This is a genomic window from Actinomadura sp. 21ATH (assembly GCF_041951345.1).
In the GTDB taxonomy this organism is placed as follows: domain Bacteria; phylum Actinomycetota; class Actinomycetes; order Streptosporangiales; family Streptosporangiaceae; genus Spirillospora.
Genome location: NZ_JBGNUR010000001.1, coordinates 1,128,188 through 1,144,832 on the forward strand (window position 1 = coordinate 1,128,188; position 16,645 = coordinate 1,144,832).

14 protein-coding genes are annotated in these 16,645 nt (G+C 72.3%); 7 read left to right on the forward strand and 7 right to left on the reverse strand.

Annotation, left to right across the window (positions count from 1 at the left end; translation table 11 throughout):
* The first annotated feature begins 5 nt into the window (after positions 1-5).
* Together ACA361_RS05370 and ACA361_RS05375 are read left to right on the forward strand one after the other, a co-directional pair.
* Positions 6-923: an SRPBCC family protein gene (locus ACA361_RS05370; RefSeq protein WP_375010651.1), complete on the forward strand. Its 918-nt coding sequence runs from the start codon at positions 6-8 to the stop codon at positions 921-923.
* Positions 924-1,038: 115 nt separating this feature from the next.
* Positions 1,039-1,737, forward strand: coding sequence for a class I SAM-dependent methyltransferase (locus tag ACA361_RS05375; RefSeq protein ID WP_375010652.1), 699 nt, complete (start codon positions 1,039-1,041; stop codon positions 1,735-1,737).
* Here ACA361_RS05375 and ACA361_RS05380 read toward each other — a convergent pair.
* Both ACA361_RS05380 and ACA361_RS05385 read right to left on the reverse strand, forming a co-directional pair.
* Positions 1,724-2,686 (reverse strand): CDP-alcohol phosphatidyltransferase family protein, encoded by a 963-nt coding sequence (locus ACA361_RS05380; RefSeq protein ID WP_375010653.1) that lies wholly within the window; start codon positions 2,684-2,686, stop codon positions 1,724-1,726. The genes ACA361_RS05375 and ACA361_RS05380 overlap by 14 nt on opposite strands.
* A gap of 112 nt (positions 2,687-2,798) precedes the next feature.
* Positions 2,799-3,731 carry a LysR substrate-binding domain-containing protein gene (locus ACA361_RS05385; RefSeq protein ID WP_375010907.1) on the reverse strand — a complete coding sequence of 311 codons (933 nt, stop codon included), beginning with the start codon at positions 3,729-3,731 and terminating at the stop codon, positions 2,799-2,801.
* A 154-nt stretch (positions 3,732-3,885) separates the two neighbouring features.
* On the opposite strand from ACA361_RS05385, the gene ACA361_RS05390 reads away from it, so the two are divergent.
* From ACA361_RS05390 to ACA361_RS05400, 3 genes are all read left to right on the forward strand, one after another.
* The gene (locus ACA361_RS05390; RefSeq protein ID WP_375010654.1) at positions 3,886-5,448 is read left to right on the forward strand and encodes a recombinase family protein; all 1,563 of its coding nucleotides are present in this window, start codon (positions 3,886-3,888) and stop codon (positions 5,446-5,448) included.
* Positions 5,449-5,683: 235 nt separating this feature from the next.
* A complete protein-coding gene (locus ACA361_RS05395; protein WP_375010655.1) occupies positions 5,684-6,241 on the forward strand; it encodes a peroxiredoxin in 558 nt (185 codons plus the stop codon).
* A gap of 76 nt (positions 6,242-6,317) precedes the next feature.
* The gene (locus ACA361_RS05400; RefSeq protein WP_375010656.1) at positions 6,318-6,860 is read left to right on the forward strand and encodes a carboxymuconolactone decarboxylase family protein; all 543 of its coding nucleotides are present in this window, start codon (positions 6,318-6,320) and stop codon (positions 6,858-6,860) included.
* Positions 6,861-6,909: 49 nt separating this feature from the next.
* Here ACA361_RS05400 and guaA read toward each other — a convergent pair whose 3' ends face one another.
* Positions 6,910-8,478, reverse strand: coding sequence for a glutamine-hydrolyzing GMP synthase (gene guaA / locus ACA361_RS05405; protein WP_375010657.1), 1,569 nt, complete (start codon positions 8,476-8,478; stop codon positions 6,910-6,912).
* A 237-nt stretch (positions 8,479-8,715) separates the two neighbouring features.
* On the opposite strand from guaA, the gene ACA361_RS05410 reads away from it, so the two are divergent.
* The gene (locus ACA361_RS05410; RefSeq protein WP_375010658.1) at positions 8,716-9,690 is read left to right on the forward strand and encodes a zinc metalloprotease; all 975 of its coding nucleotides are present in this window, start codon (positions 8,716-8,718) and stop codon (positions 9,688-9,690) included.
* Between the two features lie 3 nt (positions 9,691-9,693).
* Here ACA361_RS05410 and ACA361_RS05415 read toward each other — a convergent pair whose 3' ends face one another.
* Genes ACA361_RS05415 through ACA361_RS05425 form a run of 3 tightly spaced genes read right to left on the reverse strand, consistent with a single transcriptional unit; the run spans position 9,694 to position 13,876 of the window.
* Entirely contained in the window at positions 9,694-10,491 is a 798-nt protein-coding gene (locus tag ACA361_RS05415) for an ATP-grasp domain-containing protein (RefSeq protein WP_375010659.1), read from the reverse strand.
* A 56-nt stretch (positions 10,492-10,547) separates the two neighbouring features.
* Positions 10,548-12,299: a GMC oxidoreductase gene (locus tag ACA361_RS05420; RefSeq protein WP_375010660.1), complete on the reverse strand. Its 1,752-nt coding sequence runs from the start codon at positions 12,297-12,299 to the stop codon at positions 10,548-10,550.
* Positions 12,296-13,876, reverse strand: coding sequence for a succinic semialdehyde dehydrogenase (locus ACA361_RS05425; protein WP_375010661.1), 1,581 nt, complete (start codon positions 13,874-13,876; stop codon positions 12,296-12,298). Before ACA361_RS05425 ends, ACA361_RS05420 begins: the two co-directional genes overlap by 4 nt.
* Before the next feature lie 128 nt (positions 13,877-14,004).
* On the opposite strand from ACA361_RS05425, the gene ACA361_RS05430 reads away from it, so the two are divergent.
* Entirely contained in the window at positions 14,005-14,772 is a 768-nt protein-coding gene (locus ACA361_RS05430; RefSeq protein ID WP_375010662.1) for a TetR/AcrR family transcriptional regulator, read from the forward strand.
* Positions 14,773-14,904: 132 nt separating this feature from the next.
* On the opposite strand, the gene glpD is transcribed toward ACA361_RS05430, so the two are convergent.
* Positions 14,905-16,641, reverse strand: a complete 1,737-nt coding sequence (glpD, locus tag ACA361_RS05435; RefSeq protein WP_375010663.1) for a glycerol-3-phosphate dehydrogenase — start codon at positions 16,639-16,641, stop codon at positions 14,905-14,907.
* Between the last annotated feature and the right edge of the window lie 4 nt (positions 16,642-16,645).

The following is a 16,645-nucleotide window of genomic DNA, read 5'->3' on the forward strand; positions in this document are numbered from 1 at the left end:
ACAACATGGAGCTCGACCACGAATTCACCGTCCCCGTACCGGTGGATCAGGCCTGGTCGGTGCTGCTCGACGTGGAGCGGGTGGCGGCCTGCATGCCGGGCGCCACGCTGGACTCGGTGGACGGCGAGGAGTACGCGGGCCGGCTCAAGGTGAAGGTCGGCGCGATGACCATCACCTATCGGGGGACCGCGCGCATCACCGCGGCCGACGAGAAGGCCGGCACGGTCACGCTCGACGCCTCGGCGAAGGAGGCCCGCGGGTCGGGCACGGCGGCGGCGACCGTGGTGTCGCGGCTGCACGACGAGGGCGGCTCGACGCGGGTGACGGTGCACACGAAGCTGAACGTGACCGGGCGCCCGGCGCAGTTCGGCCGCAACATCCTGTCGGAGGTGGGCGGCAAGCTCGTCGCACGGTTCGCGAAGGCGCTCGCGGAGGAACTCGAGAACCCCACCGCGCCCGCAGCCACCGACACGGCGTCCACCGGCACGGCGTCCACCGGCACGGGCCCGGCGGACACGACGCCCGCGGAACCGAAGGCCGCTGACACGACGTCCACCGGCACGGGTCCCGCCGACACGACGGCCGCCGACACGTCCACCGGGACCGCGGGCAGCGTGGGCAAGGCGGACGCGGGCGAGACGGCGCCGGGCGAGATCGCCGCGGCCGCGAGCGCGCCCGCCGCACCGCCGTCCATCACGCCGAAGGTCCCGCAGCAGCGGCCCGCCAGCCCGATGGAGTCGACGGACGCGCCCGACGCCGTGGTGTCGCCGATCCGGCCGCGCCGGGAGAGCGACGACGACGCGATCGACCTGCTGGAGGTCGCGGGCCCGTCGGTGGCCAAGCGCGCCGTCCCGGCGGCCGGCGCGCTGCTCGCCCTCGTCCTGGCGATCCGGTTCCTCGCCCGCCGGCGGCGCCGGAAGTAGCCGGCGGCCGGGCGCGCCCGCCGAGGCGAAGGGCAGGAAAAAGCCAGGTCAACGATCCCATCGCCACCGGCGCAGCGACTGGCACCGCGCGCCCGCGATGCAATCGGCTGGTCCCGTGGACACGATCGAGATTCAGCGGATCGTCGAGGTCGAGGACGACAACTGGTGGTACCGCGAGCGCCGCCGCATCGTCGCCCGCGAGCTGCGCCGCACCGGGGGGCGCGGCCTGGCCGTCGACATCGGCGCGGCCGGCGGCGGCAACACCCGCGTGCTGAAGGACCACGGCTGGCGCGCCGTCGCCGTCGACTCCTCCGCGACCGCCGTGGACCTCTGCCTCGCGCAGGGCATCGAGGCCGTCCACGCCGACGCGTGCTACCTGCCGCTGCCGTCCGGGGAGCAGGACCTCGCGCTGGCGCTGAACGTCCTGGAGCACGTCGACGACGACCGCGCCGCCGTCGCGGAGATCGTCCGGGTGCTGCGGCCCGGCGGCGCCGCGCTGGTCGCCGTGCCGTGCGACATGGCGCTGTGGTCCGCGCACGACGTGGCGCTCGGCCGCGTCCGCCGCTACTCCCGGCGCGCGCTCACCGACCTGCTGGAGGAGGCGGGGCTGTCCGTCGACCGGATGTGGAGCTGGAACGTGCTGCTCCGCCCGCTGATCCGGCTGCGCCGGCACCGCACCCCGCACTGCGAGGACATGGCGCACCTGCACCCGTACCTGAACGAGGCGCTGCACCTGGTGACGGCCATCGAGCGGCACCTGCCGGTGAGGTCGTGGCCGGGCGTCACGCTCTTCGCCCGCGTCACCCGTCCCTGAAAGCGCGGACGGCGACCGCCTCCGCGGGGTGGCCGGATGACTGCGGCGGCGGGTCGAAGCCGAAGTTGACCCGGCGGCCCGCGGCGAAGCGCCGCGCGCCCTGCCAGAACCGGAAGATCAGCGCGAGCTCGAACAGCAGCAGCATCCCGCCCGCGATGGCGACGGCCGGGATGACCTGCCCGGTCAGCGGGCCGATGATGAACGCGGCCATCTGGAACTCGATGCCGCTGATCAGGTGCATCCGGATCCGGCGCCGCAGCAGGTACGCGCGGATCCGCGCGTACCCGCCCCGCGGCCGCGGAGCGGGCTCCGGCCCGGCGTCCGCGTCGTTCTCGGCCTCCGCGTCCGCCTCCGCCTCGGCGTCGGCCTCCGCGGCCGGCCCCGCGTCCGCGGCGCGCAGCACGATGTCGGGGGACTCCTCGGCCAGCGCCGCCGCGGCCTGCCGGGCCGCCTTCTGCCGCTCCGCGCGCATCGACCGGCGCGCCTTGGCGACCTGGGAGCTGTTGAGGTAGCGGAACATGTCCAGGCCGAGGATCGCGAAGCCCACCCACAGGTACGCCTCCTGGCCGGTGGCCGAGTACATGCCGACGGCCAGCGCGATCGCGCACACCGCGTCCCGTACCCGGTCCAGCATGAAGTCCAGCCAGCCGCCGAACGGCGAGCCCAGCCCCTTGAGCCGCGCGATCTTACCGTCGCAGCAGTCGAGGACGAACCCCACGTGGTACAGCAGCGCGCCGGCGACCAGCCACCACGTGGACGCCTGCGCGAAGCAGACGGCCGCGCCGATGCCGAGCGCGAACGCGACCATCGTGATCTGGTCGGGGGTGATCCGCGTACGGGCCAGCAACTGCGTCAGTCGTATCGCGAAGGGGTCGACGAGCAGCACGGTCCACCACGCGTCGCGCTCCTTGCAGACGGCTCGGACTTCATCCAGAGAGAACCTGCCCATGCGCGCCAGCATGGTGAGAAATCTTACTCGGGCGGGCCCGCATCGCGCTTGAAGCACCATTGCGAGACACAGACTTGACCTCCGCGTGATGCGTCCCCCGGCGGCGGGAACGTCACTCGCCGCGTCCCCGCACCCGCACATCCGTCGCCGAGTCGTCCTCCACGGCGTTCCGCACCACCGCGGCCAGCGCCTCGAACTCGGCGGCGCGCGGCGAGCTGGCGCGGTGGCCGAGCCCGATGCGGCGGTACGGCGCCGGCGCCGCGAACCGGTGCGCCTCCAGCCCGGGCGCGCGGCGGGTCTCCACCGGCAGCGCCGTCTCGGGCACCAGCGTCACGCCCAGCCCGCCGGAGACCAGCTGCACCAGCGTGGCCAGGCTGGTCGCGTACGTCGCGGCCGCGGCCCGCGCGCCGACCTGGCGGCACACGTCGAGCGCCTGGTCGCGCAGGCAGTGCCCCTCGTTGAGGAGGATCACGTCGAGGTCGTTCAGCGCGGTCCTCGGGAGCACGCCGGGCAGCTCGTACGAGCGCGGCGCGACCAGGACGAAGTCCTCGTCGTACAGGGTGAGTTCGGTCACCCCGGACACCGGGGAGGGCGGCGCGAACACCACCACGTCGAGCCGCCCCGCGACCAGTTCCGCGATGATCGCGTCGGTCTGCTCCTCGTGCACGGTGAGCTCCAGGTCGGGGAACTCCTCCGCCAGCCGCGGCAGCACCACGGGAAGCAGGTAGGGCGCCACGGTCGGGATCACGCCGAGCCGCAGCGGCCCCACCAGCGGCCCGCCCGCGGCCCGCACCTCCTCCACCAGCCGGTCCAGCTCGCCCAGCACGCGCTCGGCACGGCGCGCCACCCGCTCACCCGCCGGAGTCAGCAGCACCCGCCGTGTCGTACGCTCCACCAGCCGCGCGTTCAAAGTCTCCTCAAGAGCCGCCACGGCCCCTGACAGGGCCGGTTGACTCATCCGCAACGCCGCCGCCGCGTCCCGGAAGTGCAGATGCTCCGCGAGGGCGAGAAACGCCCTGAGCTGCGCGACCGTCGGCCTACTGATAGCAAACCCCTATCACTCTCAGGAGATAGATCGATTCTCCCGAGGTTAACCGCCCGCCCGCCCGCACGCCCCGTCGGCGGCGGGCCGGCCTGGTGGCGCGTCACCTTCCGTCATTGAAGACTACTCAGCGCTACTCATCTGTTACGGTCACGCCATGCCCCCCGACGCGGCGACGAGCGATGCCCTCCCGATTCCGGTCGGCGCCTACCTCCGCCTCTCCGAGGACAAGGCCCTGAGGCGCAGTGCCGCGGACTGGCGAGAGGAAGGCGACCAGGTCGCCGACCAGCTCACCAGGATCACGGCCATGGCCGACGCGAGCGGCTGGACCATCGTCCGGGTCTACAACGACAACGACACGCCGGCGTCCGATCCGCTGGCCGTCCGCAGGGGTTTCGAGCAGATGCTCCGAGACCTCGAAGCCGGAGTGATCCGCGGAGTCGCGTTCTACCACGCCGACCGGCTCGTCCGGCTGGACTACGACGCCGCCCGCATCACCCGCCTCTTCCTCACCACCCCCGGTCTCGTGGGCGCCGCCGTTGAAGGCGGCATAGACCTGTCCACGCAGGAGGGGCGCGCCATGCTCATGATGCAGACCGTCATGAGCGGCATGGAGGTGGCCCGCACCAAACGCCGCGTCGCCGTGACCCACGAGCGGCTCGCCGGTAAGGGCGTCATGCGCGGCGCCCCCAGGGCGTTCGGCTGGGCCGAGGACCGGCTGACCCTTCATCCCGCCGAGGCCGAGGATCTCGCCGAAGCGATCCGCGCCGTCCCCGGCGGCAAGACGGTCGGTGCGGTCCGCAGAGAATGGATCGCGAAGGGGTACGCGCCCGTACGGACCAAGAACAGCCGATCCGCACACAACCTCACTCATTCCACCGTGGAAGCCCGGCTGGTGAATCCCCGCAATTGCGGATACGTCACTTACCTGCCGCAGACCGAGCGGCGAGGAGGCCGGAAGCCCTGGACGCCCGACCACGTCGTCTACAAGGGCGGCGAGCCCGTCACCGGCCCGTGGACACCGGTCGTCACTCCGGCGGAATGGGCGGCCTGCGTCGAAGCCATCAAGGCCCGCAAGGACGCGCGCAGGGCGGGCCTCGCAAAGCCGCACGAGACGTCCACGAAATATCTGTTGTCCGGTATCACCCGGTGCGGCAAGTGCATGTTCCCTCTGGCCGCCAACTGGTACAGCAAGAACTCCCCCTCCTACGAGCGTTACGGCTACCGCTATGCCTGCCTGAGCAGTCTGGGCGGGTGCGGCGGCGTGTCCCGAGTCGGGCCGCCGATCGAGGAGTTCGTGGAAGAGGCGTTCCTCGGGGAGGTCCGCCGGTCCCTGAGAGCGGCGGTCGAGGAGGAGCGGGACGAGACCGTCCACGACGTGCGCCTGGCGGAGATCCAGCACGAGATCGAAGAGGTCGGCGATCGGCGGAGGGCGCGGCGCATCCCGCTCTTCCTGGCTCTTGACCTGGTCGAGGACCTGGAGCGGGAGCGGGCGGAACTGGCGCGGCGGCGCCGGACGCTCATGGCGCCGAGAGTCCGGCGCAGGACCGAGTACCCGACTCTGCTGAGAGATTGGGAGCATTACTCCGTCGCCGAGAAGAAGCACCGGATCAAGCAGGACATCCGCGCCGTGGTCGTCCAGCCGCAGGGCCGGGGGCGGCAGCCCTTCGATCCCCGGCTGATCGAGATCGAGTGGATGCCTGCGGGGACCCCTCGGTGACCAGGCGGTCTGTGATGTGCGACTCACCGGACGGAGCGGCCGGGACGAAGCACTCCTCCCGGCTCGGGTGATAGGACCTGCCTATCGACGCGATCCGATTGAACGATTTCTCAAGTCAATCTTGAGCTGCCACGCTAAGTGACATCCCACGGTCGCGGCCTGGCCCGTCTCGCCGGAGCCTGCCTGGCCAGAGGCCAGATGACGTGGATCACAATCACGGAACCAAGGAGCGTAATTGCTTACCGTCGGTGACCAGTTCCCCGAGTTCGAGCTGACCGCGTGCGTCTCGCTGGACGCTGACAACGCCTTCGAGACGATCAACCACAAGACCTACGAGGGCTGGAAGATCGTGTTCTTCTGGCCCAAGGACTTCACGTTCGTGTGCCCGACGGAGATCGCCGAGTTCGGCCGGCTGAACGAGGAGTTCGCCGACCGCGACGCGCAGGTGCTCGGCGCCTCCGTCGACAACGAGTTCGTCCACTTCGCGTGGCGCAAGGACCACCCGGACCTGCGCGAGATCCCGTTCCCGATGCTGTCGGACCTGAACCGGGAGCTCTCCTCGGCCCTGGGCATCCTCACCGCGGACGGCGTCGCGCAGCGCGCCACCTTCATCGTGGACCCGAACAACGAGATCCAGTTCTCCATGGTGACCGCCGGCTCCGTCGGCCGGAACGTCAAGGAGGTCCTGCGGGTCCTGGACGCCCTGCAGAGCGACGAGCTCTGCCCCTGCAACTGGAACAAGGGCGAGGACACCCTGGACGCCACCAAGCTGCTGGCCGGCGCCGGCGCCTGAGCTCCGCTCCAGGGACGAAGCACGACGGCGGCCGGTCGCACGCGCGGCCGGCCGTTCCGCATGAAGGGACAAGAACGTGAGCGTTGACGCGCTGAAGAACGCCCTCCCGGGCTACGCCAAGGACACCAAGCTGAACCTCGGCTCGGTGACGAGCACGTCCCAGCTGTCCGACCAGCAGCTGTGGGGCACCGTCCTGAGCTGCGCCATGGCCACCGGCAGCGCCCGGGTCATCGCGGAGCTGGCCGAGGAGGCGGGCGACTACCTGTCCGCCGAGGCGTTCGAGGCCGCCAAGGCCGCGGCGTCCATCATGGCCATGAACAACGTGTACTACCGGGCCACCCACCTGATCGGCGACGACACCTACGCCACCCTCCCCGCGAAGCTGCGGATGAGCGTCATCGGCAAGCCGGGCGTCGAGAAGCTCGACTTCGAGCTGTGGTGCCTGGCCGTCTCGGCGGTCAACGGCTGCGGCCGGTGCCTGGAGTCGCACGAGAAGGTGCTGCGCGACGGCGGCATGTCGCGCGAGCTGATCCAGGAGGCGCTCCGGATCGCCGCCGTGGTGAACGCCACGGCCGCCACGCTGGAGGCCGAGGCCGCGCTGGCCCCCGCCGGCGTCTGAGCGTGACGGAAGGCCCGGGTGGAGTCGTCCACCCGGGCCTTCGCGCGTCCTATTCCCACTCGATGGTGCCGGGCGGCTTGCTGGTGACGTCCACCACGACCCGGTTGACCTCGCGGACCTCGTTGGTGATCCGGGTGGAGATCCGCTGCAGCACCTCGTAGGGCAGGCGGGCCCAGTCGGCCGTCATCGCGTCCTCGCTCGTGACGGGGCGCAGGACGACCGGGTGGCCGTACGTGCGGCCGTCGCCCTGCACGCCGACGGAGCGGACGTCGGCCAGCAGCACCACCGGGAACTGCCAGATCTCGCGGTCCAGCCCGGCCCGGGTCAGCTCCTCGCGGGCGATCGCGTCGGCGTCCCGGAGGATGTCCAGCCGCTCGCGGGTGACCGCGCCGATGATCCGGATGCCGAGGCCGGGGCCCGGGAACGGCTGCCGCCACACGATCTCGGCGGGCAGCCCGAGCTGCTCGCCGAGCGCGCGCACCTCGTCCTTGAACAGCGAGCGCAGCGGCTCCACCAGCTGGAACTGGAGGTCGTCGGGCAGGCCGCCGACGTTGTGGTGGGACTTGATGTTGGCCGCGCCGGTGCCGCCGCCGGACTCGACGACGTCCGGGTAGAGGGTGCCCTGGACGAGGAACTCGACCGGCTCGTCGGCGGCCTCGCCGACGACGGCGCGGGCGGCCTCCTCGAAGACCCGGATGAACTCGCGACCGATGATCTTGCGCTTCTCCTCGGGGTCGGTGACGCCGTCCAGCGCCGCCAGGAACCGCTCCTGCGCGTCCACCACGTGCAGGTTGACGCCGGTGGCGGCGACGAAGTCCTTCTCGACCTGCTCGGCCTCGCCCTTGCGGAGCAGGCCGTGGTCGACGAACACGCAGGTGAGCTGGTCGCCGATGGCGCGCTGGACGAGCGCGCCCGCGACCGCCGAGTCCACGCCGCCCGACAGGGCGCAGATCGCCCGCTTGTGGCCGACCTGGGCGCGGACGGCCTCGATCGACTCATCGGCGATGTTGACCATGGTCCAGTTCGGGCGGCAGCCGGCGCCCTCGTACAGGAACCGGCGCAGGATCTCCATGCCGTGCTCGGTGTGCAGCACCTCGGGGTGGAACTGGACGCCGAAGAAGCCGCGGTCGCGGTCCTCCATGCCGGCCACCGGGGTCACCTCGGTGCTGGCGGTCACGGTGAAGCCGTCCGGGGCGCGGCTGACGAAGTCGCGGTGGGACATCCACACCGCCTGCTCCCCCGGCAGCCCGGCGAACAGCATCCCCGGCGCCGCCACGGCCACCGTGGCGCCGCCGTACTCGGCGACGTCGGAGTTCTCCACCGTGCCGCCGAGGGCCTGCGCCATCACCTGGTGCCCGTAGCAGATGCCGAACGTGGGGACGCCCAGGTCGAACAGGCCGTCCGGGGCGATCGGCGCGCCCTCCTCGTACACCGAGGCTGGGCCTCCGGACAGGATGATGGCCTTGGGCTTCTTCGCGAGCATCTCGGCCGCCGGCATGGTGGACGGGACGATCTCGCTGAACACATGGCACTCGCGCACCCGCCGCGCGATCAGCTGCGCGTACTGCGCGCCGAAGTCGACGACGAGGACGGTGTCAAAGGACTGGTCTACGGCCACCAAGAACGCCTTTCGCGGGACCTGAATCGGTGGAGAACCTCCAGTCTATGGGCGGCCCGCCCCTGCTAGAGGAACCCCGTCGGCCTGCGGTGATGCAAGACACGCCCGCCGGTCGGTCACATTTTGCATCCGGCCGGTAACGGTCCGCCTGCTTTTCGCCTGTCGGGGAACACGAGGCCGTGTCGTTCTGATACCAATCAGTCACGTTCTGTGTCCACCCACTTTCCCGGGAGTGCCGTGAAGCCGCTCGTCGCCGCCACGCTGATCGCCGCCCTTGCGCCCGCCGTACCGGCCACGTCCGCCGCTCCCGGGCCGGCCCCGGCGCCCGCCGCCGCGGGGCCGGACTGCCCGCCGGCGGCGGCCCGCGTCCGCCCGGGCTCCCAGGTGCGCGAGCGGAACGAGCTGACCCCCGCGGAGGCGACCGGTGTCGAGCGCGAGCTGCGCGCCCTGCTGGACCGGCTGGGCCTGCTGGCGCCGCAGGCCCCGTCGCCCCGGGACCCGTCGCCGCGCCCGCCGTACCGCGCCGAGGGCCGGGTGAACGTCCCGGTCTACTTCCACGTCCTGCACGACGGCGCGTCCGGCAACGTGTCGCGTGCCACGGTGCAGCGCCAGATCGAGGTCCTGAACCGGGCGCACGCCGGTTCGGGCGCCCGCGCGGCCGCGACCGGCTTCACGTTCACGCTCAAGGGCGTGACGCGTACGGACAACGCCGGCTGGTACCGCGATCCCGAGCGCCACGAGGCGACGTTCAAGCCCCGCCTCCGCAAGGGCGACGCCCGCACCCTGAACCTGTACAGCGCGGACATGGGCGAGGACCTGCTGGGCTGGTCCACGTTCCCGTGGAAGTACCGCGCCGAGCCGAAGATGGACGGCGTGATCGTCCACCCGGGCAGCCTTCCCGGCGGCACCATCCCCAACTTCGACCAGGGCCACACCGCCACGCACGAGGTCGGCCACTGGCTCGGGCTGTACCACACGTTCCAGGACGGCTGCGGCGGCGAGGGCGACCGCGTCGCCGACACCCCGGCGGAGCGCGACCCGGCCAACGGCTGCCCCGACGGCCGGGACACCTGCCCCACCCCGGGCAAGGACCCGGTGCACAACTACATGAACTACTCCCACGACAAGTGCATGCACGAGTTCACGAGGGGCCAGTCCACGCGCATGCACCAGATCTGGACCGCCTACCGCGCGGGCAACGGCTCGGTCTGACGCTCAGCCGTCCACTTCGAGGGGCTCGGCCGCCCAGGGCGCGTCGGCGGCGGTGAGGCGGCCGCGTGGTACGCGGGCCCGCGCCAGGACGTCCAGGACGCGTGCCGGGTCGCAGCCGTACACGCCCGCGCCCCAAGCGCTGTTGGCCTCAACGACCGCCCAGCCGTGGCCCGCGATCCGGCCCACGTCGATGACGATTCCGGCGGGCACGTCGACTTCCGCCAAGACCTCGGCGGAGTAGTCGCGCGCTTGCGACCGTTCCTCCGGGGAGGCGTGCCACCGGCCGTCCGCGCCCTGGGCGAGTTCGCCTCCCCGGAGGTACGGGGACAGCGTGACGACCCGGCTCTCCAGGACGAAGCACCGGAACTCGACCTCCCACGTCACGGGGTCGGCCACCAGCACCGGAGTGTCGTCGGGCCGGGCGGCCGCGGGCGGGAGGCCCGCGCCGTCCGTGTAGACGGCGCCCGCGAAGCCTTTGCGGCCGTCGGCCGGCTTGACGAAGACCGGTCCCGGCAGCGTCCGGGCCTCGCCCAGCGTGCTGAGTTCGATCCGGCGGCCGAGGTGGCGTGCGGGCAGGGCGGGCAGCCAGCCGGCCGGCGCGTCCAGCATCGCCAGCCCGAGCCGGGCGGCGATGACCTCGACGAAGAGCGGCTCGCCGTACGGCACGACATCGCGGCCGAGCAGCCAGTCGGGGACGCGCCAGCCGCCCAGCCGTTCCACGCCCCAGCCGGCGGCGACGGCGGCCGTGCGGAGCGTGCGCGAGTCGGTGGTGTAGCGCGGGGACAGGACCAGTGTCGGCATTGTCCTGAGACGGTACCGCCCGCCGTCCGGATCCACCGGACGGCGGGCGGCCGGCCTCAGCCGGTCCCGACGATGGGGAGGCGGAGGGCGGCCGGCGCGTCGGCGGGGACGGCCGGGTGCTTGGGCGGCACGGCCTGGATCCGCCGGTAGGCGGCGCCCGGTTCGGGACGGGTGTCCTCGCCTCCCTTGTTGGGCCAGAACGCCATCGCCCGCTCGGCCTGGGCGGTGATGGTGAGCGAGGGGTTGACGCCCAGGTTGGCGGAGATCGACGAGCCGTCCACGATGTGCAGGCCGGGGTGGCCGTGGACGCGGTGGTACGGGTCGATGACACCCGTGTCCGGGGAGTCGCCGATGACGCAGCCGCCGAGGAAGTGGGCCGTGAGCGGGATGTCGAACAGGTCGCCCCAGGCGCCGCCGGGCATCCCGCCGGTCTCCTCGGCCAGCAGCCGCACGGCCTCGTGGCCTTCGGGGATCCAGGTGGGGTTGGGCTCGCCGTGGCCGCGGGTCGCGCGGACGTCCCAGCCGAAGGGGCCCTTCTTCGGCTCCAGGGTGATGGAGTTGTCGCGGTTCTGCATGACGAGGGCGATGACGGTGCGTTCCGACCAGGTGCGCATGTCGAGGAGCTGGAGGAGGTCCTGCGGGCGGCGCGCGATGTGGCCGGCGAACTTCAGGACGCGCGGCCGGTGCTTCTCGCCGGGGCGGTCGCCGTCCACGAGCAGGGTCTGGAGCATCGCCATCAGGTTGGAGCCCTTGCCGTACCGCACGGGCTCGATGTGGGTGTCGGGCGCCGGGTGGAACGACGAGGTGATCGCGACGCCGCGGGAGAAGTCCGGGCCGGGCCGGCCGTTGCGGCGGCCGGCGCCGAGGATCGCCTCGGAGTTGGTGCGGGTGAGCGCGCCGAGGCGGGGCGACAGGTTCGGCAGCCGCCCGGTCCTGCGGAGCTTGTGGAGGAGCTTCTGCGTGCCGTACGTCCCGGCGGCGAAGACGACCTGGTCGGCCGTCAGCGTCTTGCGGTGCCGGCCGAACGACCCGGTGCGGACGATCTCGACCCGGTAGCCGCCCTCCGGCCGCGGCGCCACGTCCGTCACCCGGCTCAGCGGCATGATCCGGGCGCCGGCGCGTTCGGCCAGGTAGAGGTAGTTCTCGGTGAGCATGTTCTTGGCGCCGTGCCGGCAGCCGACCATGCACTCGCCGCACTCGGTGCAGCCGCGGCGGCGGGGGCCGGCGCCGCCGAAGTACGGGTCGTCGCTCTCGACGCCCGGCCCCGCGCCGAAGTGCACGCCCACCGGGGTGCGGACGTAGGTGTCGCCCTTGCCCATCCGCTCGGCCACCCTCTTGATCGCCTTGTCGGCGTCGGTGGTGGTGGGGTTCTGGACGACGCCGAGCATGCGGCGGGCCTGGTCGTAGTACGGGGCGAGCTCGTCCTGCCAGTCGGTGATGTGGGCCCACTGCCGGTCCTTGAAGAACGGCTCGGGCGGCACGTACAGCGTGTTGGCGTAGTTGAGGGAGCCGCCGCCGACGCCGGCTCCGGCCAGCACCATCACCCGGCTGGACTTCGCGCCCCGGATCAGGTGGATGCGCTGGATGCCGGTGAGGCCGAGGGCGGGCGCCCACACGTACCGGGAGATCTTCCAGTTGGTCTTCGGCAGGCCGGGGTGGCGGGCGCCGGGCCCGGCTCCGGGGCCGGGGGTGTCGTAGCGGCGGCCCGCCTCGATCACCCCGACCCGGTAGCCCTTCTCGGTCAGCCGCAGCGCGGTGACGCTGCCGCCGAACCCCGATCCCACGACCAGGACGTCGAAATCGGTCATTTGATGCGCAGCCGCTTCATGGTCCTGATGCCGGACGCCATGACGTCGGCGAACTTCTCGTACGACAGCGAGCCGGGCGGCTCCAGGTCCGCGATGTGCTGGCTGGCGATCGTCTGCGGTTCGGTGAACTTCAGCAGGCCCTCCGCTCCGTGCCGGCGGCCGACCCCCGACTGCTTCATCCCCCCCATCGGGGCGTCGTACGAGGCGTACGCGGCACCGAAGCCGTCGTTGACGTTGACCGTGCCGGCCTGGATGCGGGCGGCGACGCGGCGGCCGCGGGCGGCGTTCTTCGTCCAGACGGAGGCGTTGAGGCCGTAGTCGGTGTCGTTGGCGCGCTCGATCGCCTCCTCGTCGGAGGCCACCTTGTAGATCGCCACGACGGGGCCGAACGTCTCGTTCGCGCACAGGTCCATGTCGCCGGTGACGCCGGTGAGGACGGTCGGCTCGTAGAACAGCGGGCCGAGGTCGGGGCGGGCCCTGCCGCCGGCGAGGACGGTGGCGCCGGCCTCGACGGCCTGGTCGACGTGCCGGGTGACGGCCTCCAGCTGGCGCGGGTACGTCAGCGAGCCCATCTCGACGGCGAAGTCCAGGTCGGTGCCCAGCTTCATGTTCCGGACGAGTTCGGCGAACCGCGGCACGAACCGGTCGTAGATCGCCTCGTGGACGTACATCCGCTCGATCGAGATGCACAGCTGCCCGGCGTTGGTGAAGCAGGCCCGGATGGCGCCGCGGGCGGTGCGCTCGACGTCGGCGTCCGCCAGGACGATCATCGGGTTCTTGCCGCCGAGCTCCAGGGAGTAGCTCACGAGGCGGGGCGCGACCTTCGCGGCGATGGCCTTGCCGCCCCGGGTGGACCCGGTGAACGAGACGTAGTCGGCCTCCTCGATCAGCGGGTCGCCGATCTCGGCGGGGTCGCCGACGACGATCTGCCACAGGTCGCGCGGCAGGCCGAGCGAGACCAGCAGGTCCAGCACCCACAGGCTGGACAGGCAGGTCTGGGTGTCGGGCTTGTGGATCACCGCGTTCCCGGCCATGAGCGCGGGGGCGATGTCGCTGGCGCCGAGCGCGAACGGGTAGTTCCAGGGCGCGATGAGCGCGACGACGCCCTTGGGGTGGCGCAGTTCCTGGACGCGGGTGAGGCCGGGCATCATGCCCTGGCGCCGCTTCGGCTTCAGCAGCCCGCTCGCGCGGCGCGCGTAGTACAGCGAGCACAGCGCGACGTCGAGGAACTCCTCCAGCGCGTGCCGGCGGGCCTTGCCGGTCTCGATCTGGATGATGTCGAGGATCTCGGCGCGCCGTTCGACGAGGGCGTCGGCGAGCCGCAGGAACGGTTTGACGCGCTCGCTGACCGGGAGCTTCGCCCAGGCGCGCTGGGCCTCCCGCGCGCGCTCGTGGGCGCGGCGCACGTCGCCGGCGCTCGACAGCGGGACGGTGGCGAGGTCCTCGCCGGTGAACGGGGTGGGGATGGTGGTGCTCTGGCCGCCGCCCGCGACGATGTGGGAGGTCAGCCGCTCGATCAGGGCCTGGGGAAGGCTGTGCGCCGCCGCGCTTCGGGCGGGGACCGTGGGGGATGCCATACCGGGCAGACTATGACCCCCCGGCCATTCGTGACTACCCACCAGTAATACCGGCCTCTCGGTGATGTGGGTCACCCGAGATTCGGCAACTGCCGGATTGACCATGCCCTGCCGGTGTATTCCGGATTGTGACGGAGACCAGCGCCGCCACCGCCGGCTTCCCCGGGCCCTCGCTGCCGCGTGCCCGGGCGGCCGGCGGGGCGCGCACGAGAGAGGGTGACTTCATGATCGACGCCCAGAGCAAGGGCGCCGACCCGTACGAGGGCGGCAGCGGCGAGGCCGACGACCGGAGGGTGCACGGCAGGAGCAACGGGGTACGGCGGGAGCGGCGGGAGCAGACCAGGACGGCCCTGCTCGGCGCGGCCGAGCGGCTCTGGGCGGAGCACGGCATCCACGGGGCGTCGCTCGACGACATCGCGTCGGCGGCCGGGCTGACCAAGGGCGCCGTCTACTCCAACTTCTCCGGCAAGACCGACCTGCTCCTCGCCCTGCTGGAACGCTGGACCGCCCAGCTCAACGGCCCTGAGGCGTACACCGACCTGCGCGACCCGGCCGTCCCGCCGGAGGAGCGGTTCGAGCGCGCCGGACGCGCGTACGCGCGCTGCCTCGGGGGCGAGAACGCCCGCCTGCTGGCCCTGATGCTGGTGGAGTTCTGGCTGTACGGGATGCGCGACTACACGGCCGGCTGGCGGGTCGCCGAGTGGTACGCCGAGCGCCGCACCACCCTCGCCCGCAACCTGCGCGAGGTGGACGGCCTGCGCGCCCAGGAGCGGGCGACGCTCGCGGTGGCGCTGGACTTCGGTCTCGCCCTCCAGCACCTGCTGGATCCCGAGCGGGCGCCCGCCGACCTCTACGCGCAGGGCATGCGGCTGGTGCTCGGCCGGGCCCTTACCTGAGAGTGACACCTTGCTAACGGGCCGCACCGCCCGCCGCCCGCCGCCGTCCCGGGGACGCTCCACGGTCCCCGGGCCGGCGCGGTCCCGGCGCCGGTCAGTACGGCGCCGGCCACAGGACCGGCAGGGCGCGGGTCACGGCGTGGCGGTCGGGACGATGTCGGGCGCCCCGCGGCGGCGGGCGTCCGCCTCCTGGTCGCCCTCCTGGCTCTGCGAGGCGCGCTCGGCCTCGATCCGCTTGCGGTAGTACTCGATCTCCCGGTCGCGCTGCTTCTTCGACCAGCCCAGCACCGGGGCGACCAGGTCGGCGGCCTCCTGGACGACGCCGAGGCCGCGGTCCCACGTCTCGATCGAGATCCGGGTCCGGCGGGCCAGCACGTCGTTCAGGTGCCGCGCGCCCTCGTGCGACGCCGCGTACACGATCTCGGCGCGCAGGTAGTCGTCGGCGCCGGACAGCGGCTTGCCCAGGTCGGGCTGCTCGCGGATCAGCTCCAGCAGGTCGTCGACCAGCACCCCGTACCGCTGCAGCAGGTGCTCGATCCGCGCAACGTGCAGCTTGGACACCGCGGCCAGCCGGTAGCGGGCGTTCCACATCGCCTGGAAGCCCTCGCCGCCGACCAGCGCGATGCCGTCGGTGCACGACTCGGCGACCTTGCCGTCCAGGCCGTGCGCGACCGCGTCGATCGCGTCCTTGGCCATCACCCGGTACGTGGTGTACTTGCCGCCCGCGACCAGCACCAGCCCCGGAACGGGATGCGCCACGACGTGCTCGCGCGACAGCTGCGAGGTCTCCTCGGTCTCCCCCACCAGCAGCGGCCGCAGCCCCGCGTACACGCCCTCCACGTCGTCGTGCGTGAGCGGCGTGTTGAGGATCGCGTTGACGTGCTCCAGCACGTAGTCGATGTCGGCGCGGGACGCCGCCGGGTGCGCCTTGTCCAGGTCCCAGGCCGTGTCCGTGGTCCCGATGATCCAGTGCCGGCCCCACGGGATCACGAACAGCACCGACTTCTCCGTGCGGAGGATGATGCCGGTCGAGGAGTGGATCCGGTCCTTGGGGACGACCAGGTGGATGCCCTTGGAGGAGCGGACGTGGATCTGCCCGCGGCCGCCGACCAGCTCCTGGATGTCGTCGGTCCACACGCCCGTGGCGTTCACGACCTGCTTGGCGCGGACCTCGGCGGTGGTCCCCGCCTCCAGGTCACGGATCTTGACGCCGGTCACCCGCTCGCCCTCACGCAGGAAACCCACGCACTGCGTCCTGGAGGCGATCTTCGCGCCGTACGCGGCGGCCGTGCGCAGCACCGTCATCACGTACCGGGCGTCGTCGACCTGCGCGTCCCAGTACTGGATGGCCCCCGCGAACGCGTCCTTGCGCAGCGAGGGGGCCAGCCTGAGGGCGCCGCGCCGGGTCAGGTGCCGGTGGTGCGGCACGCCGCGCGAGCTGCCCATCTGGAACGCGAGCGCGTCGTACAGCGCCACCCCCGCGCCCAGGTAGCCGCGCTCCCACACCCGGTGCGTCGTGGGGAGCAGGAACGGCACCGGCCGGACGAGGTGCGGCGCGATCTGCAGCAGCAGCGCCCGCTCGGTCAGCGCCTCGCGCACCAGGTCGAAGTTGTACTGCTCCAGGTAGCGCAGGCCGCCGTGGATGAGCTTGGAGGAGCGCGAGGACGTCCCGGACGCGAAGTCGCGGGCCTCCACGACCGCCACCGACAGCCCGCGGGTGGCCGCGTCCAGCGCCGCCCCGGCGCCGACGATGCCCGCGCCGACCACGACGACGTCGAACTCCTCGCGCGCCATCCGGTCGAGGGAACCCGCCCGCTCGGCCGGTCCCAGGCGTGCGCTGCCCAGTCCGGTCACCGGTGATCCCGTCATCGCG

What these genes read in the sequence shown, in the direction of transcription:
- ACA361_RS05370 (WP_375010651.1), top strand. Translation starts at nt 6, where the DNA reads ATGGAGCTCGACCACGAATTCACCGTCCCCGTACCGGTGGATCAGGCC.
- ACA361_RS05380 (WP_375010653.1), bottom strand. Translation starts at nt 2,686, where the DNA reads ATGGGCAGGTTCTCTCTGGATGAAGTCCGAGCCGTCTGCAAGGAGCGC.
- ACA361_RS05390 (WP_375010654.1), top strand. Translation starts at nt 3,886, where the DNA reads ATGCCCCCCGACGCGGCGACGAGCGATGCCCTCCCGATTCCGGTCGGC.
- ACA361_RS05415 (WP_375010659.1), bottom strand. Translation starts at nt 10,491, where the DNA reads ATGCCGACACTGGTCCTGTCCCCGCGCTACACCACCGACTCGCGCACG.
- ACA361_RS05420 (WP_375010660.1), bottom strand. Translation starts at nt 12,299, where the DNA reads ATGACCGATTTCGACGTCCTGGTCGTGGGATCGGGGTTCGGCGGCAGC.
- ACA361_RS05425 (WP_375010661.1), bottom strand. Translation starts at nt 13,876, where the DNA reads ATGGCATCCCCCACGGTCCCCGCCCGAAGCGCGGCGGCGCACAGCCTT.
- glpD (WP_375010663.1), bottom strand. Translation starts at nt 16,641, where the DNA reads ATGACGGGATCACCGGTGACCGGACTGGGCAGCGCACGCCTGGGACCG.